We start from the raw sequence: 23,754 nt of genomic DNA, 5'->3' as shown, positions 1-23,754 counted from the left end.
GTCATGACTATCTCTCAAAACCCAACGTTTGATACCTTCCAAGGATTATTTAACGAAGCTGAATTTGTCTATCGTCATTTAGGCTCAAACGATGCCAAACAAGCTGACTTGCTCAGCGCCGTTGGTTATCAAGATATGGCAAGCTTTATCAACGACACCGTGCCTGAGCCTGTGCGCTTGCACAAAGCGCTTGATCTACCAGTCGCGATGAGTGAGCATGCTGCACTTGCCAAGCTACGCACCATGGCAGACGACATTACGGTAAACAAAAGCTACATCGGTCAAGGCTACTCGCCAGTACGTATGCCTGCAGTCATTCAGCGTAACGTGCTAGAAAACCCAGGCTGGTACACCGCTTATACGCCTTATCAAGCAGAAATCGCTCAAGGTCGCCTAGAAGCATTGCTTAACTTCCAGCAAGTATGTATCGACTTGACAGGGTTAGAGATGGCAGGCGCGTCATTACTTGATGAAGCGACGGCCGCAGCAGAAGCGATGGCGATGTCAAAGCGCGTAAGCAAAAGCAAATCCAACCAGTTTTTTGTGGATGAGCGCATCTATCCGCAGACCCTAGATGTCATCAACACTCGTGCCAAGTACTTTGGTTGGGACGTGGTTGTTGGTGATTTTGAAACCGCCAAATCAGGCGACTACTTTGGCGCAATTTTCCAATACGTCGGTGTTGAGGGCGATGTACAAGACTTAACCGACGTCATCGCCGCGGTTAAGAAAAACAAAACCTACGTCAGCGTCGTCAGCGACATCATGAGCTTGGTGTTGTTAAAGTCACCAGCCGATATGGGCGCAGATGTGGCACTTGGTAGCACCCAGCGCTTTGGTATTCCAATGGGCTTTGGTGGTCCACACGCCGCCTATTTTGCTTTCTCTGACAAAGCCAAGCGCTCAGCACCTGGCCGTATCATTGGCGTGTCAAAAGACTCGCAAGGCAATACCGCGCTACGTATGGCACTGCAGACACGTGAGCAGCACATTCGCCGCGAAAAAGCCAACTCAAACATCTGTACCTCACAAGTATTGCTCGCCAACCTTGCAGGTATGTACGCGGTTTATCATGGTCCAGGCGGCGTCAAACGTATCGCCACTCGCATCCATGCGTTTGCAACTGCCTTTGCTGATGTGATCAAATCTGCGGCTGACAGCAAGCTAACCGTGGTGCATGAGCAGTTCTTTGACACCGTGGTCATCGATTGCGGCTCAGAAAATCTGGCCACCCAAATCTTTGAAAACGCAGAAAACATCGGCTACAACTTATGGCGTCTAGGTACGACCAAGCTGAGCGTGGCCTTTAGTGAAACCAGCGACGCGCAAGACTTTAAGGCGCTAACGCAGTTGTTTGTCAGTAAAGCGCATGACTTGCCAGCAGAAGCTCGCGTGTCACTCGATAGCGCGCACTTGCGTACCGATGACGTCCTGACCCATCCGGTGTTTAACTCGCACCACACCGAGCACGAAATGCTGCGCTACCTAAAGTCGCTAGAAGACAAAGATTTGGCGATGAACCGCAGTATGATTTCACTTGGCAGCTGTACCATGAAGCTAAACGCCACCAGTGAGATGCTACCGATTACTTGGCCTGAATTTGCCAACGTGCACCCCTTTGCACCGCGCAGCCAAGTCACCGGCTATATCGCCATGATCGATAGCTTACAAGATCAGCTAAAAGCCATCACCGGCTTTGACGATGTATCGATGCAGCCAAACTCAGGTGCTTCTGGTGAATACGCAGGCCTACTTGCCATTCGCCGCTATCATGAATCATTGGGCGAAACAGAGCGTAATGTGTGTCTGATCCCGCAGTCGGCACACGGCACCAACCCTGCAACGGCCATGATGATGGGTATGAAAGTCGTCGTCGTCAAAACTGACGAAAACGGTAACGTAGACATTGAGGACTTGACGGCAAAATGTGAAGAGCATAGCGCAAGCCTAGGCGCGTTGATGATTACTTATCCATCGACGCACGGGGTATTTGAAGAAGGCATCCGCCATATCTGTGACTTGATTCATAAGCATGGCGGTCAGGTCTATATGGATGGCGCTAACATGAACGCACAGGTCGGCATGATGCAGCCTGCTGATGTCGGTGCTGACGTACTACATATGAACCTGCATAAAACCTTCTGTATCCCGCATGGCGGCGGCGGTCCTGGCATGGGCCCTATCGGCATGAAGGCGCACTTAGCCCCCTTTATGGCCAACCATACGCTAAGCCCTGTACACAACGCGCAAAAAGACTGCTCAGCGGTATCGGCAGCGCCTTATGGCTCAGCGAGTATCTTACCCATCTCTTGGATGTATATCACCATGATGGGCCGCGATGGTCTGCTAAAAGCCACGGAGCTTGCGCTCTTAAATGCCAACTATGTCGCCACTCAGCTACAAGACCACTACCCTGTTCTTTATACGGGCAAAAACGGCCGCGTCGCTCACGAGTGTATCATCGATATTCGCCCATTGAAGGAAGAAACTGGCATCACTGAGAGCGATATCGCCAAGCGCTTAATGGATTATGGTTTCCATTCACCAACGATGAGTTTCCCAGTTGCGGGTACATTGATGATTGAGCCAACTGAGTCTGAGTCTGTCGAGGAACTGGACCGCTTCATCAGTGCACTTAAATCTATCAAAGCTGAGGCTATGAAGGCCAAAGCTGGCGAAGATGGTTGGACATTAGAAGATAATCCATTGGTCAATGCGCCGCACACTGCCGCGATGATTACCAGCGAAGAATGGTCGCATCCCTACAGCCGTGATACCGCTGCATTCCCACTGCCGTACATCCGCGCGCATAAGTTCTGGCCAAGTGTGGCACGTGTCGATGACGCCTATGGCGATAAAAACCTTATGTGCTCTTGCCCAAGCATCGAAAACTATATGTAGTTTGCAAACAACTATAAACAGTTGATATAAAAACAAACCTCCAAGTCAGTAGCTGATTTGGAGGTTTTTATTTGGCTTGAGATATTTAGCGCTATACTATTCATATCATCAAGTTGTTAACCGTACGTTTCTAATAGATGTCATTTTTAATGGAAGTCAGCATGCCACAAAAAAACCGAGTCATTCTCATCCATGGTCTGCACCAAACCGCTTGGATCATGCGGCCATTGGCCAAACGCTTGCAAGCCGCAGGATTTGATACTTATCAATTTGGCTATCGTAGTCTGCGTGATGGCATCAAAACCAATAGCGCACGGCTCAATCGCTGGCTAGAAGAAAACCACCATCCTAACCAGCCAATCGATCTGGTCGGTCATAGTCTGGGCGGTTTGATTATTCGTGATTTTGTAAATGCTTATCCAAAATGGCAAATTGGACGTTGCGTAACCCTTGGGACACCGCATTTAGGTAGTGTTTGTGCAGATTATATTTGGCGCTTATCCCCAGCGGTGGTAGGACGCTCGTACGTCGATGCGTTAGATGGTACCACAGCGCCGTTGCCGGAGCATATTACCTTAGGCGTGATTGCCGGTAATCGTCCTTATGGCTTAGGGCAGTTATTTTTGCAGTATCATAATCGCAAACTTCGGCAGGCAGATAACATACCATCAGCAGAATATCTGCTACACGATGGCACGGTATATATAGAAGAAACTAAAATAGAGGCCGCAACTGACCACATCGTCCTACCAGTATCGCACACAGGGATGCTGGTCGACAAAGCGGTCGCCGAGCAGACTCAATATTTTTTACAACACGGACAATTTAACCATAACAAGCTTAAAGAGTTATAAATGTTAAGCACTTATAAAAGCTAGTTTTTATCGCTTAGCGAACATTGATACCCATACCCTGCTGTAGCTCGGTTTTATGCCCTTTAATCACCGGTATCAAGGTTTGCATCACCCACTCATTGCGCCAGCCTTTTAAGCCTTCTGGCAGCTCGGTAAGGTCTTTATCAAAGGCAATGATTTCATAGAGCTGCGCCAGCCATTTTTTGCGCATCAAGACATTGGCAGGCACACCGATTTTTTCTGCGTGCGTATCGATCGCTTGCTGCACCGCTTTTGATAGGACTTTGTTTTTGGAGCGATATGGCGGTAGCAAGCAGGCAGGATGCTCAGCAGGGTGCAGGTTTTTGGCTTCCTTAATCACCTTGAGCAACTCCTCACCATAGAGGCGCAGCATACTGCGGTGCATGGTGGTTTTGTGCGCAAGCTCGCGCATGCTGCTGGGTCTTTCGGTGATGATTTCACGCACAGCTTGTTTTTTTATCACAAAGGTACGCGGCTGATTGGTCGCGCGTGCTAGCTCCTCGCGCCATGTCGCCACTGCTTGCAATATCGCCATCTGCTCAGAGGTATAACGATAATCCGCCATCGTTAGATACATCTCATCGTCGGCCACATGCTGCGCGTCATACAAATCATTGGCATACAGCTGACAATCCTCCCATACATAGTCAAAGAGACCTTGCTTTTTTAGCTCGTATTCAAGACTTAAATAAAGCGCAGGCAAAAACCGTACGTCATCAATCGCATACTGCTCTTGCTCATCTGATAGCGGACGCTGTAGCCAGTCAGACTGGCTTTGTTCTTTATCGATATGCATGTCTAACTGGTCATCAAGCGCTTGCTGATAACCCATTTGTAATTGACCCGTCAAATAAGACAGTGCAATTTGCGTATCAAAAATATTGGTCAACGGCGGGCAGTCAGACAATAGATAAAAAATACCCAAGTCTTCACCGCAGGCATGCCAAATCGCCACGTCTACTTTAGCCAAGGCCTGCCATAGCTCAGCCAATTGCAATTGCGGTGCATCCAATAAATATACATGGTTGCCAGTATTCAGCTGTACCAGTGCCAAGCGCGGATAGTAGGTATCGCGCTTGATAAATTCAGTATCTAACGCCACCCGACCGCAAGTTGCCAACGCATCGATAACTTCAGCCAAATTATCCTGCTTACGTACCCAGGTAACAGCCGCGTCATCAGCGGCATCTAACAATGCATCGATATTTGGCTCGGGTGGCAAATCTGTGGGCGCTACCTCGTCATTGACTGATGGTTTTGATAACTCATCATCAGTAGCCGTATTATCTAAGAGGTTTGATTGGTTAGAAGTAGTTAAAGCTGTTGAAACATGGTTTGACACGGGCAGATACCTGCTGAAATATAAGAAAATAAAACGCTAAACCGCGCCTTAATAAAAGTGAATATCAAAACCATTATAACAATATCACAAAATAAAATGGACAAGACTTGGCTTTTATAGAGAATTTATAAAATTGCTACCGTTAATACTACAAGAAAGAGCGATTTTGCATGGCTTGCCCGAGGGTCATACTATCGAGGTACTCAAGCTCGCCGCCCATCGGTACGCCTTGCGCCAAACGGGTGATTTTACTGACATGACGATTGACCGCTTCACTGATAAAGTGCGCGGTGGTCTGGCCTTCGACCGTGGTACCCGTCGCCAATATCAGCTCTGCCACTGGCTCCTGCTTGACCCGCCACACCAGCTGATCGATATTTAAATCATCAGCACTGATGCCGTCTAGTGGTGACAGATGGCCGCCTAAGACAAAATAACGACCACGGTAACCTGCCGTTTGCTCTATCGCCATCACATCGGCGGCGGTTTCGACCACGCATAACAGCCCATCATCACGCCTCGGATCTTGGCATAATGGACAAATCGCCTCATCACTGAAGCTATGGCAGCGCTGGCACTCAACGATATCTCGCATTGCTTCATCCAGCGCTTGCGCGAGCGCCATGCCTTGCGGGCGTTTTTTGGTCAGCAAATGGAGCGCCATACGTTGGGCGCTTTTTTGTCCCACGCCTGGCAAGATACGCAGCTGTTTGACCAGCTGATCGAATTTGGCTGTCAGCAAAGTGTCTTCCTTTTTTAACTTCATGTATAAATCGTAGCTATAAAAATGGGGTCGTATCGTGTCGATAACAACCCCATTTTTGTGTTCAGCGTGCTGTTTTTGGCGGCTAAAGGCTTTATATTTCACATGTTTTTTTAAAACCATGCCAGATACTTGCTTTGCTTAGCCTGCCCTTGAGCTGTTTAAAACAAGCCTTGCATACCTGGTGGTAGACCCATGCCTGAGGTCGCGCTCGCCATGGTTTGCTCATATAGCTCGTCGGCTTGACGTACTGCATCATTGATCGCAGCAGCGATGAGGTCTTCGATCATATCTGGCTCGTCTTCTAATAAGCTAGGATCGATGGTCAAACGCTTGACCACGTGACGACCAGTCATGGTGACTTTGACCAGACCACTGCCCGCTTCTGCTTGTACTTCTTTGTTAGCCAGCTCTTTTTTGGCGTTTTCAACGTTTGCTTCGACTTTCTTTTGCATCGTTTGTGCTTGTTGCATCAATGCTTGAATATTCATAATCGCCTCTTGGTATTTTATGGAAATACGTAACGTAATGCGTCGGTTTTCATCACGTCACGTTTATGCGTTGACGGTGATTATACCGTTATCTTTACAAACTGTCTAAGCCGCGCGCCAAATCTTTGATGATATCTGCCACGTCCTCCAGCCCAACCGACAAACGAATGAGACTGTCTTTGACACCCGCTTCTGCGCGCGCCTCAGCGCTCAGGCGAAAATGGGTGGTGGTGGCAGGATGAGTGATGGTGGTTTTGGCATCGCCCAGATTATTGGTGATAGAGAGCATTTGAGTGGCGTCTATCACATGCCAAGCAGCTGCTTTTGCATCCCTGATACCCGCATCAGAGCGGGCTTGCGGCTGCACCTCAAACCCCATAATAGCGCCGTAGCCACCTTGCATATGATGTTGCTGCGTGGCAAGCGCATGAGCGGGATGATCGCTTAAGCCTGAAAAATGCACGGTGCTAACATTGGGATGATTGGCCAAAAACTCTGCCACTTGATTGGCGTTTTGGCAGTGCGCCTGCATACGCAGCTTTAGTGTCTCAAGCCCTTTGGTAAAGACCCACGCGTTGAACGGGCTCATACTGATACCGCCTGAGCGCACCACGGTAAAGGCATCTTGCATCAGCTTATCACTACCGACCAGCGCGCCGCCCAACACTCGGCCCTGACCGTCTAGATACTTGGTCGCCGAGTGAATCACTACATCCGCGCCCAAATCTAATGGCCGCTGCAGCGCCGGCGTCGCAAAGCAATTATCAACGACAAGTAATATACCATTGGCTTTACACAGCTCGCTTAAATAGCCAATATCACAAATTTGCGCGAGTGGATTACTTGGGCTTTCGCAATATATCACTTTGGTGTTTGGCTGCACCGCTTTTGCCCACGCGTCATTATCGAAGCAATCGACATAGCTGACCTCGATCCCAAACTTTGTCATGTAATTATTAAACAATCCAATCGATGAGCCAAATAGCTGATTGGCCGCCAGCAGATGGTCGCCTGCTTTTAGGTAGGCCAAACACATGGTCAAAATCGCGCCCATGCCTGAAGCGGTGGCTACCGCGCGCTCGCCATTCTCAAGCGCAGCCAAACGCCGCTCAAACGTACGCACGCTGGGATTGGTATGACGTGAGTACACGTTACCTGTTTTGCTACCGTTAAAGTGCGCAGCAGCATCGGCGGCCGACGCATAAACATAGGAGCTGGTGGTAAAAATAGCCTCTGAATGCTCGCCTTCATCGGTGCGATGGTGCCCAGCTCGTACCGCGATGGTTTGCATACCATAATCAAGGCCTAAATCGAGCGCATCGCTGCGCCAGTTTGGATCCAGTGTATTTAATTTTTTATCATCCTGCGTGTGCGACTGACTCATATATCTTCCATTGCCTTGGTGAGTACTGGGGCGTGTCCTCCACTCAGTCGATCATCATCTACATGGGCTGATGAGGGCACGCCTTAAATTGATAAGGGGTGATTGGTAAAGTGACGGCATATCTTTGTCGAACTTACCCATCCGCCTTATCATAGCATGTCAACTTATTCCAAACATCTGGTTTCAAAGGTCAACTAAATCGTATTTTTGCATACTCAGTCCAGCGGCACACGAGCACGTAGCAGACCCACTATCACCTTGGGAGAGACGCTGCAACACGCTGAGCCATTTAACAAAAATAACGTATTTATAATAGGCAGATATAGCAACAACTGCTAAGCTTAGCGTCGATTTCGAGTTAAGCTCAGATTTTACCTGACGCAGTACTATTATCGATTTGCTAATCAATGCTATTATTTCAAAACCTCTATTTTTTGTGGTCATAGACAGCGTAACGATAAGGTCGCTGTCCAACAACACCCAGCAAACGACTTAATCCGTAAATACAGGCTCATTAAGGTAAATCCGTCATGTCGATGTTTAGTATAGATCCAGCCAACTTCTCACTGAGCCTAACCCTCGGACTGACATTGGGACTGAGCGCCTGTCAGAGCCTACCCAAGCAGCCGCACCTGCCCGAAAGCCAAGCGCTGTCTGCACGCATCCATGCACTGTATCAAGCAAAAAACAGCAAACCCTCCGAGCAAACACTATCATCTAATGCCAAGCAAACAGATTTGGTCGCCGCCATCAGCGAACAAAACGATATCCACCCAGACTTATCAGGCTATCACCCGATTGTCACTGGAGCCAATGCCTTTGCCTCTCGCAGCATCTTGACGGGTATGGCCACCCGCAACATCGATGCCCAGTATTATATCTGGCACAATGACCAAGCCGGCCAGCTAATGCTCAAAGACTTGTGGGAAGCGGCTGAGCGCGGGGTAATCGTGCGCTTGCTACTTGATGATTTTAATAACGATGCTGAATTTGATCAGCATTTATTGCGCTTTGCCAGTCATCCAAATATCGCGGTACGCATCATCAACCCCTTGATGCACCGTAAGTTTCAAACCCTAAACTACGTCACAGGCCTGCCTAGAATCAATCGGCGCATGCACAATAAGAGTATGACCTTTGATAAGCAGATTACCATCATCGGTGGACGTAATATCGGCAATGAATACCTAAGTAACGATCAAAATAGCCAGTTTGCTGATCTGGATGTCTTGCTCATCGGCAAAGTCGTGGCCGATATTGATAATAGTTTTGCCAGCTATTGGTCGTCGCCGCTGTCGTTTGACATCGAAACGCTCGCGACCCTTGGCGATGGCGCAGCCACTGATTTTTTGGCAGCGCTGGACAAGATTGGTCAAGATGAAAAAGACCATGCCAATAGCAGCTTGACCGTCTATAAAGCAGCGATTGAAGAGTCGACCATAGATGAGGACTTAGTGAGCAAGCGGGTGCCGTTTCGTTGGACAGACATGCAGTTTTTGAGTGATGATGTCGGCAAGCTGAGCAAGGCCGTCCCTGCCGATACCAATTTGGTGCATCAACTGCGTACACTGCTCGGCAGCCCGACCAAAAAATTGACCATCATCTCATCTTATTTTGTCCCGACCAAAGACGGCGTCAACACCTTAGTACAGCTGGCCAATGCTGGTATCGATATCAAAATCTTGACCAACTCTTTTGATGCAACGGATGTCACCGCTGTGCACTCAGGCTACAGCCAGTGGCGGCCAGCGCTGCTGCGCTCAGGCGTAAAAATCTATGAGCTCAAATCCACCGCTGGTGAAGAAAAGCGTGAAAACAAGCTATGGAAAGCCCGCAGTCAATCCTCAACCAGCCTCCATGCCAAAACCTTTGCCGTTGATGACTATCAAGTGTTTATCGGCTCATATAACGTCGACCCACGCTCTGCCAATATCAATACCGAGATGGGCGTGATCATCAACGACGACGAGCTGGCAAGACAGCTGCATGGCGCGCTCAGTGATGACTTGCTCAATCAAGCTTATGAGGTAAAGCTGCTAGATAACGGTCGCCTGCAGTGGCACACCATGGAAAAAGGCGAAAAGGTAGTGTACGACTCAGAGCCGCGAGTCGACATGAGCGATCATGTCTGGCTGACCATCATGTCTTGGTTGCCGATTGATTGGTTATTATAGTACTCAGGCGGGGCTTTTATTCACTCGATAATTATTTCAATGGGCTAAAAATAGCGAAACACTCTGAATATTACTGTCTTGACGCTTCTCTTTTTTATCGGGAGGTGTCAGTTTTTATCATGCGGATTATCTAGAGGATAATCGGCTTAACGACCACATTAGCTTGTGGTGTGGATGCGTGATTTACTATGCCTAATCGTTCTCAATATGCCCTGATGTCTACGAAAGATAGAAACATGGTATTGTTTATTTGCTTTAGTAGCGCCGTCGCGTTTTTTGATTTTTTGATTTATTTATATATCTCAGATATCGTGGCATCGGCGCTGTTCCCCGTCAATAGCAATCCCAATGTTGCTCGGCTACAAGGGTTAGGACTGTTTGCCGTCGGTTATCTTGCTCGTCCATTCGGCGGTGTTTTGCTGGGGCGCTATGGAGATATCAAAGGGCGTAAGTTTACTTTACTCGTCAGTATGCTCGTCAGTGCCATCAGTTTGCTAGTCATGGCTTGTTTGCCGACCTATGCACAGTGGGGACTGATATCGCCTGCTTTGTTTATCCTGCTGCGGCTCATACAAGGAATGGCATTTGGCCTGTATGTGCCCTTGGCTTGGGTATTTGTGGCCGAGCACGTGCCCCGTCAGTATTTGTCGGTTGCTTGTAGTTATGTCACGGCCAGTTTTTTTGTGGGTGTGTTGTTTTCAAATGCGTTTTTTATGTGGTTGTCGAACGTTATGACCACTGAGCAATTGGTCGACTATGGCTGGCGACTGCCGTTTTTTGTGGCAGCCATACTGAGCTTTTTGCCGCTATTGGCCTGGCGCTTGGTCCGTGAAACGCCGTTTTTTACGGCCATGCTAGCATCAAAACCACCAAACTATGTCGCCAAACCCTTGACGCTGCTGTCTAAGCACTGCAAGCACTCTGTCTTTATTGGGATGATTTTGACCTTAATCATCTCCAGCATCACCACCGTCGTTGTCATTTTGCTACCCGACTTGATCAAGCTGCGCTTTAACCTAGATGCGGATTTGTTTGGGTTTTCACACAGTCTGGGCATTGTGTTTATGATTTTTGGCTGTGTTTTTTATGGGATTTTATCGAACTACCAAAACTTTGGTAAAATTCTTGCCGCAGGCTCCGCGCTACTTATCGCCATGATTTTTGCTTTCTTTTATCATTTAGACGCTGGTGGCGATTATATCTTGATCATGTACGCCCTCTTAGGCTTTTGCTCAGGTATTATTGGCATGATGCCAGCTATCTTGGTACAGCTGTTTCCGACCAATGTACGTCTAACTGGCATGGCACTTTGTTATAATGTCACGTACGGCATCGTCGGTATCTTGATTCCTTTTGGACTCGGCTATGCCACTACTCTAGTGAGTTTCTCTCCGGCTCTCTACGTTGCATTTATCGGTTTTATCGGTATCATCATGGGCCTTTATTTTTACAACTTACCCGAGTTTAAAAAGATTGAGCATGTAATCTAATCGCGACCTAACGGGTCGCAGCCTCGGTCGTGTCTTAGCTTTATAGATGATGGATGATACATACGGTGTCATGGTAGCTGCATGACGCTTTTTTTATGCGCTTAAGACCCCATAAACCAAACCACGCTTATACATTTAGCCACTACTACACATTTAACGACTCTTTATTAAGGCCCCACCCCTATGGTTGATATGAGCAATAAACGACTCTCTGTTGCCCCTATGATTGATTGGACAACGACAGATTATCGTTACTTTGCGCGGTTGTTTAATCCGCATGTTTATCTTTATACTGAGATGATCAGCACGGGTGCACTCATCCATGGCAATCGCAATCGGCATCTGCGCTTTGATGCGCTTGAGCATCCATTGGTGTTGCAACTGGGCGGCGCCGACAATAGCGAGATGACGCAGTGTGCTGAGTTTGCCCAGCAGTATGGCTATGATGAGGTCAATATCAATGTGGGCTGCCCATCTGACCGTGTGCAGCACAATAAAATAGGCGCTTGTCTGATGGCGGAGCCTGAGACGGTTGCTGACTTGGTCAACCATATGCAGGCTGCGGTCGATATTCCTGTGACCGTCAAGCACCGTATCGGTATTGATGATTTTGACAGTTATGAGTTTATGGTGGACTTTGTCGAGACAGTAGCAGCGGCTGGTTGTACACGCTTTATTGTCCATGCGCGCACCGCTTGGCTACAAGGCTTGAGCCCCAAACAAAACCGTGAAATACCGCCCCTGCGCTATGACGATGTGTACCGCCTCAAACAAGACTTCCCTACGCTCGATATCGAGATCAATGGTGGTATCGACACCGTCGCCAATATCGAGGCGCATTTGCAGCACGTCGATGGAGTGATGATTGGGCGGGCGTTTTATCACAACCCTTACCTGCTGGCAGAGGCCAATTGTCTGTGGGGTGCGCCTACGCCCAAGCGCTCAGAGATTTTGGCGCAGCTCCTCCCCTATCTAGAAACACAAATCGCTAAAGGTGAAGCGCTGCCTACGATGACGCGGCACTATCTGGGTTTGTTTCAAGGACTGATGGGCGCGCGTAAATGGCGACAAGCCTTAAGCGGCAAACCGCAGCTAACGCTCGACGATGTCAAGCAGGCAGCTGATGAGGTGTTGGCGCTCAATCCTGATGTATAGCCGTACTGATTAAGACCACATGGATTGACACCACATGAACTTAAGTAATGTGGTGTTTCGCGCAGTAATTAGCCATTAATAATTACTACTTAAGCCACTTGCGCCAGATACTGCCACATAGCAGCGCCATTATTGATGATATGTAGTAGTATCGGCAGCAGCAGCGAGCCTGACTTAAAACGCGCATAACAAAATATCAATGCCAGTACCACAATGGTACTGATCTCATAGACGCCGTACTGCACATGAATGACCGCAAATATCAAACTGGTCACGACGCTTGCAACAACTGCCCCGCGCGGCGATAAATGCGATAAATTATCTGTATCTATAAACTGCTCAGCGATTGCCGACCACAGGAGCCCACGAAATATCAGCTCCTCACAAACAGGCGCGACGATCACCATTGCAAACACCAATAGCCACACCGAGCTGACAGACTGATACAGCGGATCGACAAACACCAGCGGCGTCTCACCCAACACATACGTCAAGGCCTGACTGCCAATCATAAACAGCAATAACACCCCAAGCATACCTATGCCGACTGCGAGTGAAAACGGCGTTAGTGCCAGATAGTGCCGTACGTTGCCGCCCCTGATACCAATCAGCAAACCGCTCATAGCGACTAACAAAACACAGCCTATGAGGATAGAGAGGCTGACGACCGTACCATCATTACTGCCAAAATAAAAAATATCAGCCATGCTGGCGCTTTTACCAGTGGGCAATACCAACTTGCCAGCGATATAAACCCCTAATAGCTGACTGATAAAAAACGCCATCACCACCCCTACCGTCAGCACAAGCGCGCCCAAACGCGAAAACAGCGGCGGTTGTTTTGTGATAGAGGTTTGATGGGCGATGGTCGTGTTTTTTTGCATAAATCGTCACTTAAAGTAGCACACTGCCTAGCTATTTAGAGCCTATATGGTGAGTTCAGTATAAAAATGATACAGTGGGACTGGGATAAATTTTATGCAGCATCGAGCAGCGCAGGCACAGCTCGCAAGGAAAATTTATACCAGTGCCACATTGACCTATAATGTATCTGTTTTATTGAGAATCGACTATAGCCTGTATCTGTCGCGGTGTAGGTGGTTGGTTTTCGCCGCTAGGCTTTAATTGCTGCTCAATCAATGATAGTACGTGCTGCGCGACTGATTCTGGATACTCAAGTGGGAACATATGACCGCCTGCATGGGTCTGGTACGCAATGCCTAGCCGCGATTGAACTTGCTGCGGGAAGTGGCGCTTTAAAAACAAGCTATCCTCGCCGATAATCAACGTCACAGGTACCTTAGGGCCACGATTGGGCGTCAGCCAATACCAAGAAGGATTGGTACGAAACACCGCCACCTCACTGGCTTTGGGGATGGCCAGTGTCACCTTGCCATCGGCGCGCTCGTGCAATCCATGCTCGATATAGCCCTGAAAGCTGCGCTCATCAAAATTCTTAAAAAAACCTTTATGACGCATTTTTTCGTAGGCTGCCTCTCGGCTGTCCCAAACATCACGGCGACGTTTCGATATCCCAGAGGGCGACAATGCGTCCATTAGGCGGTTATTCATAAGCGGCAGTCTGTCTATTGTTTTGGCCATATGCCAAAGTAGACTGGTTTTGCCATAAATCCATGGCGGATCCATCAGCACCGCTTGGGCAAAGTGCTCAGGCGCACGGTACAGCGCCTGCAAGGTACACATCGCGCCAAGCGAGTGACCCACTGCCACCACTTGAGTCACGCCATGCTTGTCACACGCGTTTTTTATGCTATCAATAACCTGCTGCGTCAGACTGCGCCAATGATTATCCACCGGATAGCCAGGAGTATCGCCCAGTCTAGCGATATACTCAATGGTAAAAAACTCAGATAAATGCTCAAAAAACGGCTGATAAACCGCGCTTGGCATACCATTGGCATGGGCAAAATGCAGCACAGGCTTCTGGGTTATTTTTGAGATGGGCAGTGCGGCGCTAAAGGTCTGCAATTCGACTTCATCATTCATAACAAGCTCTCATCAGATCCTGATCAAATGTGACAATGTGGTTTAGATTATTTATATGATTTATCATTGGTATGACAGATAATGAATGTGACATACCAATGAGGCTGAGCATACGCCCAGCCTCAACCATCATACACAATAGTATGAAAACATACAGTACTTAGCGCATCTGCGCGTTGCCCTCTGATTGTGGCAACACATCGAGGCCGATGCTCGAACCCACGCCAGCGCCCAACTTAACAGCAAAGCGGTCCATAAATAGCTGGAACGGATCGGTTGGGCTATAGTTGACGACATTGTCTAGCTCTAGCTGCTTCTCTAAGCTGGCGATGCTGCCTTTTTTATCTGCCAAACCCAGCTCAATGGACTGCTCACCTGTCCAAAAAAGGCCTGAAAATAGCTTGTTTTGTTCAGGGTTTTTTAGACGGTCACCGCGGCCTTCTTTTACAGCGTTGATAAAGTGCTTATGAGTGTTGGCCAGTACTTTTTCGACATGATTTTCTTCATAGTCGGTCAGTGGGCGTGACAAGCTTAAAATATCTTTGTACTCGCCTGCGGTGATGGTACGGTCTTCGACACCAAACTTATCCATCAAGCCTTCGATATTATAGCTTGGCATAATCACCCCGATAGAGCCGACGAGGCTTGACGGATTGACATAAATCTCATCAGCAGCAGACGCGATATAATAAGCGCCTGAGGCACCGACATCACCGATGACGGCATAGAGCTTTTTGTCTGGATATTCTTGACGCAAGTTCATCATCGTCTGCCAAATCTCATCAGACTGTACGGGCGATCCACCAGGCGAGTTGATGTCTAAGGCGACCGCTTTGGCATTGCTGTTTTCAAAGGCGCGGGTCAGGGCTTCATTGACGTCATACGCGTTGGCCACATCGCCACTACTAATGACCCCTTGTAGCTCGACCACAGCCAGATGCGGCTTACTGGTATCGACACCTTCGAGCCCCGTTGGCGCTTTGCTGCTGCAACCACGGCCCAAGGTCAAAAATATCAGTAAAATATAGCCAAAGGTTAATAGTTTAAAGAAAATCCCCCAACGACGGGCGCGGCGCTGCTCGACCACACTGGCCAACAAAGTATTTTCTAGTAGTCGCCATTCTTGCCCGCTTGGTTGGCTTGGCTGCTGTATTGGCGTTGGCTGATTTGGGGTATTATCAGGACGTTTGTTAGGGTCTGGTGGCCAATTGGGCATATAACTTCCTAAGTCAGAAACAATCTAAAACGATAAAAAACAGCATATAAGCACACATGGGCCGCGATACTTTGCCCATGATGTCATCCATTGATATTAGCTGTGAATAGTGCTGCTAAGTATGGTGCTATTTTTAGCATGGTTCAATAGCATAACTGTGAAATATAGTATAACGGTGAAATATCACTATATTGTAACACTGATCAGCCAAACCTTGTTTTTATGGCGGTATCTTTATTAGGGTGACGCCATACTTGTCTCTCTTGTCTCTAAGGGCAGTGCAGCTGACAATATTTTATCATCATGCGTGATAACTACCCCGACACGCTGGCGCTCTAGTACATCGGCGGTGACAGACGACGTGCTGTGACCGAGCCACCTACTCTGTGCCGACATTGCGCGCTCATCTGTACACATCAGCGACCATAACTGCCAGACTCGTGCATGGCTATCGGCATTTAAGATGATGCGTTCAGGCGGTGTATGGCGCTGCGGCGGTGATGAGTCAGATGGCTGAGCCGCTAATCGATCAAGAAGTGCTTGCACGCTAGCGGCAGAAGATTTGAGCGGTGCAGCCGCGTTATACCTAAGCACTTGTATCGGCATACGGCTACTCTTTATACCGCTAAGATCGATCGCTATCGTACAGTCCCACACGCTAGCGTCCTCTATCTGACGCCAACCTGTCATCGCGGTGATGGACAGCTCCTTGTTGGCCGATTGCCATGTTTTGCCCTCCTCACAGCGCTGCGCACTGATAGAAGACTTTGCCGCGGCGGGATGAGTGACTTGATAAGCGGCTTGCAAGGCTGGCCATCGATCGATACGCCCTGCTTGCCAGTACTGATAAGTCGGTAAATGCTGCGTTAGCTGCAGCACTGTCAGAGGCAACAACGCAGAGGCAGAAGCCTGCAAGGCCTTTGGCGGATTTTCATTGATTTGTCTTTGACCCAAAGCGGCGCTGCTACTTTGTACCACGACACCGTGCAAGCGCTGTATTGATAAGCTACCCAGCTGCTGCGCCACAGTGGCAGACAATGCCTCTGCGGTAAGCCTACTTGGCATGGTCGGTGCATCACTTGGTCTGTGATCTGCCAAAAACAACCAACTGACTTCATCTTCACCACTCTCCCCACTGTCATCCGTCATGGGGTATTGCAGCACGCTGGCGCTTATATACTGATCGCCAGTCGGCAATAGATAAAGCGTCGGCACAGCCATTAATGATTGCTGATTGGCATAAACCGTCATCATGAGCAGCATCAAAGGCGGCAATGCTAACCCGCGACTGATGAACCCTCGTGGCAACAGCCAAGGCAGTATCACCAATACCATCATCAGCACGATAGCCATGTTGATGGGTGTGTACAACCACGCGGCAGACAATGCAGGCAATGTCGTCAACCAACCGATTAGCTGATGCAAACTCAGGATAATGGCGGTGACAAACGTCCATAGCTCATCTGCCAGCGTCGGTGATAACAGATAAATCAAGCCTGCCAATAAATTCAGCGGTACAATGACCCAGCCGAATAAACCGATGGCAAATATATTGATGATAAGACCCCATAATGAGGCCTTGCCAAAGAGTAGCAATGTGATGGGCAATAAAGCAATAAACAACCAAAACTGTAACTTAAAGACGCGTTTGGCTACGCCCCATCCTTGCCGCAGCCATAGCCTGCCGCTAGCCTTATCCTGATGCGCCGATGATATGTTTGTCTGCGTGCTGGCCAATGTATGATGGTGATGTGATCTGTCTTCATACTTAAGTAATAGCGCCACTGCGACAAAGGATAACCAGTAGCCTGCCTGCCATAATACATAAGGATCGCGCCACGCCATAAGAACAGCCAGCGCTAGTAATACCCGCATGGTACTAATAGGCAATAAGCTCAGGCGCATCAGTCCTATAGCAAATAGCATCCAGGCGGTACGAGCAGCAGGCACATCAAACCCAGTAAATAGCGCATAAACAAAAGCAGCGCCAATCATCACCCACCAGCGCACTTGCCAGCGCGGTACGTGACGATACAAGGCGGGATATAACTGATTGACCATCATCACCGCTGCACCTGCCAATACAATGGCCAAAAACAAAACGTGGGTGCCTGATATCGCCAGTAAATGCGAGATGCCCGCCAGCTGGTATAGCTCTTTGGTCTCGCGATTGATAAGACTCCTATCCCCTGTCAGTAAGCTGAGCGTAACCGCCTTTGCTTGTTGCTCATCGCCAGTAAGCACATGCCAGCCTTGATAGAAATGCTGGCGCAGCTGCCAACGTCCGCGATCGATATACATACGCACGCGCGACAGATGAGAGAGAGAAGATGATGCTACAAGCCGCTCTGTATCAGCAGTACTGACAGACTGCGTCGCTGTCGCCAATACACGCGCCACTCCATCGATATGACGACCACGCAACCAGCGATAGCTGTCAAAGCCAGAGGGGCTACTGGTTGCCTGCTCGGCCGTCGCCAATGGAGACAGCGCCAAGCTCATCCACCGCGTCTCCCCTGGTTTTAGCTGAGCGAGATTGGCAAACTGCTTGGCCGCCTTAGGCTGACGCGAAGCTTGAGGATAAGCACTGAGCAATATGCGATGCCTATCGGTGTGCAGCGTATCAAGATTGATTGAATTGCTGTTAATACTTAGGCTATTTTCATTGTTATTTGATTGTATACCTGCTAAGTGGCTGGCGGTGATATTATCCAAATCTTGCGGTGTCAGCTCAGAGACCAAAGGCGAGAGGTGGGTGATGATTGCCACCTGCCGATAGCCAGTGTCTGCAGCTGCATCCAAAACACTATCACTGATACCTTCGATTGTCACCAATGCTTGCACGCGTAGTGGCTCAGTGATTTTGCTTGACTCCGCTTGCTGGTGACTGACCAGTGCTTGTAACGCGCTAACCCCTATTAGCCCCGCTGCCAGTATCACGACCACTATATGACGGGCAATGAGCAAAAGGCGTTTGGTAATGGATAACTCAATAACAGGTGACTGCGAGGAGGTCTGAGAAGAAAATGGCGTTGATTGCGCGGCTGGAGTGGCAGGTGTATAAAGGCGAGAGAGCATAATAAGCGCAAGGCTCATTACCACTAGTATGAGGGCTAATACTGAAGGACTAATGGTATCAACCAGTGATGAGACGCTTGGCATACTATCTGCAACGGCCAGCACTCCCATCATCACGACGATAATCAAACCACCTACCAACCAATACACCAGCACTCCTTGCTCAAGGATTTGATCATAAACCCATCACGACTGACACGTCATGCAATAGCATTTATACGACTATTACCCTATACTAATTGACTATATTGCGCTAAGGATGATCTCACATTGTTAGCCTTTATATTCTAATAAAACTTTTAGCCTGATTTTTATTATTAATACTACTTTATCTCAGTCCATCAATGCGCTTGAGCGGACTGTCGTTAACGATGAAAGGCGATCCTGTGCCCCAAAAACGTCTCAAAGACCTGCTCCCTACACCAGAAAAAATCCTAGAAAGCCGTACCTTAAAACTGTTTGCCCCGCAGCTGGCTGACGCACGCCTATGGCATTTTAACCGCCATAGCTTAAACAAGGCGGTCTATATCGGTGTACTCAGTGCATTTTTTCCCTTGCCAGGGCAAATGCTGCTGGCCTTGCTCGGCTCGCTTATTTTTCGTGCCAACGTCCCTATGGCGCTTGGCCTGACTTGGATTACCAACCCTGTGACCAGCCTACCGATATTTTATGCAGGCTACTATATCGGTGCCAAAATCATCGATGTGCCCATGATCAGCCTGCGACTGATCGGTCGGATGATTGCTGATTTTAGTTTATGGGCATTATCAGACGGTGCCAACCCCTTTATCACTTATAAAGGCACGGTATCACTGACCGCTTTTTGTCTTGGCCTGACGATATTGGCCGTGGTTAGTAGTCTTATTTGCGGTCTGGCGTTCAAGGCTATTTGGCGCTACAAAACCGTCGTTAGTTGGCAAAAGCGGCAACAAGACGCCTCAGACCAATCGCCTTATGACAAACCCTAATACGGCCTCTGTCATGCCGTCCTTCTATTATTACTAATACCGCGAAAACAAGCCCATTCGCAAGCCCATCGCGCTATAGCTCGCCTTCACGCGCTTTGTGCGCATCGATGGCGTTTTTGACCTTGTCGGTCAGATTACTGTCCATGACAAAGACCTCAATCACTTTGTCATCATTGAGCAGTACATAGCGCTTGCCTGTGGCGCTGTCTTGTACCTTTAGGTCGTAGTCCACGCCTGCGATGGTAATCGCATCAAAGATTGGTGTGAGTATCTCTATTTGCGCTCGTCTGTCTAAGGTATCAAACAGCGCCGGATCGATATACGGCTGCAACGGCTCATTGCCTTCTTCGGCACTACCAAACGCGGCGATTGGGTCGTCATCTTTATTCATCATAGTCACCTTTTTAACTATAAGCAACGCTGTCAGTGATCAGCTTGTGATTGGGGTTTTGTATCAGCTTGTCTAGGGCGTTAGTAGGCTTCCCAATGACCGTTACGTAGTAGCAGTTGACGATCTGCCAGTGCCGCTAGGCTGCGATCATGAGTCACCATTAGTAGTGCCGTTTGCATGGTGTTTTGTAACTCTGATAATAACCCAAATATACTCTGAGCGTTGTCATAGTCCAAGTTACCCGTTGGCTCATCGGCTAAGATCAGTGAGGGCTTGGTGACCAGCGCACGCGCAATCGCCACTCGCTGACGCTCACCGCCTGATAGCTCACCTGGTCTGTGCGTCAAACGGTGCTCCAAACCGACACTCTTTAGTATCGCAATGGCTTGATCTCGAGCATCAGTCGTCGATACTTTTGGGCGCATTAGCAGCGGCATAGCGACGTTTTCGACCGCGGTAAACTCTGCCAACAAGTGATGAAACTGGTAAATAAATCCCAAATACTCATTACGCATCGCCCCGCGCTCAGTCTCATTCATGCTATTGAGCAACTTACCATGTAGCCAAACCTCACCACTGGTTGGTGTATCAAGACCGCCCAGTAAGTGAAGCAACGTGCTTTTTCCTGAGCCACTGGTGCCAACGATGGCGATACGCTCGCCTGCATTGACGGTCAAATCCAGACCTGTCAATACCTGCGTACTGACCGCCCCTTCATCATATATTTTATTGATGTTTTTTGCCTCTAAGATGGCAGACATGGTATTTCCTTTATTTTATTGCTATTGGTTTTGTATCGTGCACAGTTGGGTAAGTTTATCACTCATAACGCAGCGTTTGCGCTGGTTGTATCTTAGCGGCGCGGCGTGCTGGATAAATAGTGGCCAAAAAGCTCAGCACAAACGAGGCCGTAGTAATCAATAGCACATCCGTCAAACGCAGCTGCGATGGTAAGTAATTGATAAAGTAGGCATCAAATAGATTTAGCCCAAAGCTTTGATTGATAAAGCCCAAGATATCACTGACCGTCAGTGCAAATATAATACCCAATACCGTCCCAGCAATGGTACCGATAAAGCCGATCACCACACCTTGTACCATAAAGACCTGCGTAATCAGACGTGGTGACGCGCCAAAAGTCTTTAAAATCGCGATGTCGGCTTTTTTGTCAGTGACGAGCATCACAAGGCTTGAAACGATATTAAACGCGGCGACCAAGATGATCAAAAACAGCAGCAAACCGACCATGGCTTTTTCCATCTGGATGGCACCAAACAAGTTACCATGCGTCTGTGTCCAGTCACTGGGATAGAGCCTTTCAGGGGCGATGGCCGCCGCTTTTTCTGCTGCCATTGGGGCAGCAAAGATGTCATCGAGCTTCATGCGCACGCCCTGAGCGCCCTCTGGCAGACGCAGCAGTTTGGCGCCATCGCCCATTGGGATAAACGCCATCAGACTGTCGACCTCTGGACTGATGGTAAATATCCCCGTCAAGGTAAAGCGCTTAAACCGCGGAATCACACCAGCAGGCGACGGAGAGGCTTCTGGCAAGACCAGCGTGACTTTATCACCCAGCTGCAGCCCGAGCGATTGCACCATCTCCTCACCCAACACGATATTAAACTCGCCGCTTTGTAAGGTGTCAATACTGCCTTCAACCATATGCTCATTGATGATAGAGACGTCTTTTTCGTATTCAGGCTCGACACCTGTGACCATGATACCCGCGACTTGGCCGTTTGAGGTCAGCATCCCCTGTAACTGGATAAATGGCGCAACTGCTGCGACCTCAGGGTCTTCTTTGATCTGAGAAGCCAGATCCTGCCAGTCACTAATAATCTCTGATGACACCACCGTGGCTTGCGGCACCATACCCAAAATACGGGTCTTAAGCTCACGATCAAAGCCATTCATCACCGAAAGCACTGTGATCAATACCGCAACGCCAAGCGTCAAACCAATCATGGATATCAGCGATATAAAGGAGATGAAGCGATTACTACGCTCTGCGCGGGTGTAACGTAAGCCGATAAATAACGCTAAAGGACGAAACATATTCAAACTCTTTATCTTATCTACGTGCGACTCTATATATGTTATAAAAACAAGTGGCGGCGCAGCGCTCTATTCTCTAAGAACACTGACCATACCCACATATAAATCAAACACAAAAATAGGGTTTCAGACGAGCCAAACGCAGCCGTCAAAAGGGAGCTAGTTTGACACAATTTGTCTTATATGTGCCAGTCATTCGCACAAACTGCCCATTTTTTTTGCGAAAAAACTCACTTTTGTTATTATTTTTTATGAGGGGCTTGCTATTGCTTGCGGCAATACCTATATATTATATGCCAAAGACAATTGTCATTAACCCCTCATTCATTGCGGTTTGTTGACCTCTCGCTAAAACGTCGCAGCTTATCATCACCCAATTTTGATATGATACATTGGTATATAAGCCCGTCACTTTAGGTCCAAACCCCACGCTGACTTAATTTTGAGTATCTCATGACCATCAACTACCAATATAAAAACATCCAGTCCCCCACCAAAGTCGCTTTGAGCGACGAGCAATCAGCCGGCCATGCCGATCATTGGCGTATTCTGACAGACGATATGAGCAACGACGTCCCAGAGTGGCTACAGAAGATGATCGAACATGCGGCGATGCCCAAAGGCCTAAACAACAACATCAGTGCCAAAGACAGCTGTCTGCTGCTCTCAGAAGACCAGCCTTGCCACATCAATCAAGTACTGGCCATGAAAGATGGCAAGCCTGAATGCTTTATCAACGCCTACCCCTGCGTCGATAGCCCATACGGGCTGCATTGTAAAATCGAGCGTATCATTGCCAACGATCACTCGCACGACGCCGTTTTGCGCTTACGCACGGCTGATGGCAGTATCATTTATGCCTTTGACCAACTTTATACCACCAATCGCCATTTATATCAGCAAGACACCAGTTATTTTGTCAATTTTAGCGCATGGGCGCACGAAATCCAGCTAAGCGAACAAAACGAAGTGGTGATGGTAGAGGATCAAGAATCGATTCGTTATCACCGTGCTTTTAATGACATCGTCGCTGCCAATGACGGCCAAATCCCAGATGACCTACAAGAGCAAATCAGCAACTGGCAACCTGAGACCAAAGAGCAGATGGCGCCTGTCGAAATCAACCTCGGTCATATGTGCGCGTATTTATTTGGCGATACCTTAGGCCAAGAGGACGAGGCATGGTGCCAAGGTCAGGTGCTCGGTAAGCAAGAAACGACTTTTAATGATAAATCCATTTTGTTGTTTGATGTAGTTATCCTGCGTGAGCAAGATGCCGACCCATTCGTCGTGCGTATCGCTGCCCTCAACACCCCTGAGACTGCCACGATCGCTGTTCACGACTATGTGCAAGCAAACGTTTGGCTCCAAGCCGCCATCTATAAAGAAAACCAGCAAGCGTCGGCGCAGTCTAAAGCCAGCTGATAAAATTGATACTATCTAATAAAACAAGATAATAATCCG

Annotated in this window: 18 protein-coding genes; 7 read left to right on the top strand and 11 right to left on the bottom strand. The window is 48.5% G+C overall.

Annotated features, from left to right (window positions below; translation table 11 throughout):
- Nucleotides 1-3 precede the first annotated feature (3 nt).
- Together gcvP and BTV99_RS04095 are read left to right on the top strand one after the other, a co-directional pair.
- Nucleotides 4-2,901 (top strand): aminomethyl-transferring glycine dehydrogenase, encoded by a 2,898-nt coding sequence (gene gcvP / locus BTV99_RS04100; RefSeq protein WP_075101103.1) that lies wholly within the window; start codon nucleotides 4-6, stop codon nucleotides 2,899-2,901.
- A 161-nt stretch (nucleotides 2,902-3,062) separates the two neighbouring features.
- Nucleotides 3,063-3,755: a triacylglycerol lipase gene (locus tag BTV99_RS04095; protein ID WP_075101102.1), complete on the top strand. Its 693-nt coding sequence runs from the start codon at nucleotides 3,063-3,065 to the stop codon at nucleotides 3,753-3,755.
- Between the two features lie 34 nt (nucleotides 3,756-3,789).
- On the opposite strand, the gene BTV99_RS04090 is transcribed toward BTV99_RS04095, so the two are convergent.
- The 4 genes from BTV99_RS04090 to BTV99_RS04075 all read right to left on the bottom strand — a co-directional run bounded on the left by BTV99_RS04090 (nucleotide 3,790) and on the right by BTV99_RS04075 (nucleotide 7,756).
- Nucleotides 3,790-5,118, bottom strand: coding sequence for an HRDC domain-containing protein (locus BTV99_RS04090; RefSeq protein WP_075101101.1), 1,329 nt, complete (start codon nucleotides 5,116-5,118; stop codon nucleotides 3,790-3,792).
- Nucleotides 5,119-5,266: 148 nt separating this feature from the next.
- Complete coding sequence (gene recR / locus BTV99_RS04085) at nucleotides 5,267-5,860, bottom strand: recombination mediator RecR (protein ID WP_075101236.1); 594 nt, start codon at nucleotides 5,858-5,860, stop codon at nucleotides 5,267-5,269.
- 182 nt (nucleotides 5,861-6,042) lie between these two features.
- Nucleotides 6,043-6,372 carry a YbaB/EbfC family nucleoid-associated protein gene (locus BTV99_RS04080; RefSeq protein ID WP_075101100.1) on the bottom strand — a complete coding sequence of 110 codons (330 nt, stop codon included), beginning with the start codon at nucleotides 6,370-6,372 and terminating at the stop codon, nucleotides 6,043-6,045.
- Between the two features lie 94 nt (nucleotides 6,373-6,466).
- On the bottom strand, nucleotides 6,467-7,756 hold the full coding sequence (locus tag BTV99_RS04075) for an O-succinylhomoserine sulfhydrylase (RefSeq protein WP_075101099.1): 1,290 nt from the start codon (nucleotides 7,754-7,756) through the stop codon (nucleotides 6,467-6,469).
- Nucleotides 7,757-8,286: 530 nt separating this feature from the next.
- Between BTV99_RS04075 and BTV99_RS04070 the strand changes: the two genes are divergently transcribed.
- From BTV99_RS04070 to dusA, 3 genes are all read left to right on the top strand, one after another.
- Complete coding sequence (locus tag BTV99_RS04070) at nucleotides 8,287-9,930, top strand: phospholipase D family protein (protein WP_075101098.1); 1,644 nt, start codon at nucleotides 8,287-8,289, stop codon at nucleotides 9,928-9,930.
- Between the two features lie 236 nt (nucleotides 9,931-10,166).
- On the top strand, nucleotides 10,167-11,420 hold the full coding sequence (locus BTV99_RS04065) for an MFS transporter (protein WP_256713726.1): 1,254 nt from the start codon (nucleotides 10,167-10,169) through the stop codon (nucleotides 11,418-11,420).
- A 183-nt stretch (nucleotides 11,421-11,603) separates the two neighbouring features.
- Nucleotides 11,604-12,575 carry a tRNA dihydrouridine(20/20a) synthase DusA gene (gene dusA, locus BTV99_RS04060; protein WP_075101096.1) on the top strand — a complete coding sequence of 324 codons (972 nt, stop codon included), beginning with the start codon at nucleotides 11,604-11,606 and terminating at the stop codon, nucleotides 12,573-12,575.
- 89 nt (nucleotides 12,576-12,664) lie between these two features.
- On the opposite strand, the gene BTV99_RS04055 is transcribed toward dusA, so the two are convergent.
- The 4 genes from BTV99_RS04055 to BTV99_RS04040 form a co-directional block, all read right to left on the bottom strand.
- Nucleotides 12,665-13,459 carry a type II CAAX endopeptidase family protein gene (locus BTV99_RS04055; protein ID WP_075101095.1) on the bottom strand — a complete coding sequence of 265 codons (795 nt, stop codon included), beginning with the start codon at nucleotides 13,457-13,459 and terminating at the stop codon, nucleotides 12,665-12,667.
- A gap of 172 nt (nucleotides 13,460-13,631) precedes the next feature.
- A complete protein-coding gene (locus BTV99_RS04050; RefSeq protein ID WP_083608517.1) occupies nucleotides 13,632-14,582 on the bottom strand; it encodes an alpha/beta fold hydrolase in 951 nt (316 codons plus the stop codon).
- A 160-nt stretch (nucleotides 14,583-14,742) separates the two neighbouring features.
- Nucleotides 14,743-15,798, bottom strand: a complete 1,056-nt coding sequence (gene sppA, locus BTV99_RS04045; protein ID WP_075101094.1) for a signal peptide peptidase SppA — start codon at nucleotides 15,796-15,798, stop codon at nucleotides 14,743-14,745.
- A 237-nt stretch (nucleotides 15,799-16,035) separates the two neighbouring features.
- Nucleotides 16,036-19,026, bottom strand: a complete 2,991-nt coding sequence (locus tag BTV99_RS04040; protein WP_075101093.1) for a ComEC/Rec2 family competence protein — start codon at nucleotides 19,024-19,026, stop codon at nucleotides 16,036-16,038.
- Nucleotides 19,027-19,262: 236 nt separating this feature from the next.
- Between BTV99_RS04040 and BTV99_RS04035 the strand changes: the two genes are divergently transcribed.
- Entirely contained in the window at nucleotides 19,263-19,844 is a 582-nt protein-coding gene (locus BTV99_RS04035; RefSeq protein WP_241900650.1) for a DUF2062 domain-containing protein, read from the top strand.
- Between the two features lie 73 nt (nucleotides 19,845-19,917).
- On the opposite strand, the gene BTV99_RS04030 is transcribed toward BTV99_RS04035, so the two are convergent.
- The 3 genes from BTV99_RS04030 to BTV99_RS04020 form a co-directional block, all read right to left on the bottom strand.
- On the bottom strand, nucleotides 19,918-20,238 hold the full coding sequence (locus BTV99_RS04030; protein ID WP_243456049.1) for a hypothetical protein: 321 nt from the start codon (nucleotides 20,236-20,238) through the stop codon (nucleotides 19,918-19,920).
- Nucleotides 20,239-20,315: 77 nt separating this feature from the next.
- Nucleotides 20,316-20,996: a lipoprotein-releasing ABC transporter ATP-binding protein LolD gene (gene lolD, locus BTV99_RS04025; RefSeq protein WP_075101090.1), complete on the bottom strand. Its 681-nt coding sequence runs from the start codon at nucleotides 20,994-20,996 to the stop codon at nucleotides 20,316-20,318.
- Between the two features lie 58 nt (nucleotides 20,997-21,054).
- Nucleotides 21,055-22,290: a lipoprotein-releasing ABC transporter permease subunit gene (locus BTV99_RS04020; protein WP_075101089.1), complete on the bottom strand. Its 1,236-nt coding sequence runs from the start codon at nucleotides 22,288-22,290 to the stop codon at nucleotides 21,055-21,057.
- A 453-nt stretch (nucleotides 22,291-22,743) separates the two neighbouring features.
- Between BTV99_RS04020 and BTV99_RS04015 the strand changes: the two genes are divergently transcribed.
- Nucleotides 22,744-23,715 (top strand): hypothetical protein, encoded by a 972-nt coding sequence (locus BTV99_RS04015; RefSeq protein ID WP_075101088.1) that lies wholly within the window; start codon nucleotides 22,744-22,746, stop codon nucleotides 23,713-23,715.
- Nucleotides 23,716-23,754: the final 39 nt, after the last annotated feature.

This window comes from Psychrobacter sp. Rd 27.2 (assembly GCF_001921755.1).
Lineage (GTDB): Bacteria > Pseudomonadota > Gammaproteobacteria > Pseudomonadales > Moraxellaceae > Psychrobacter > Psychrobacter celer.
The sequence above is the reverse complement of the archived record's forward strand: the minus strand, read 5'-3'. Positions and strand labels throughout refer to the sequence as shown.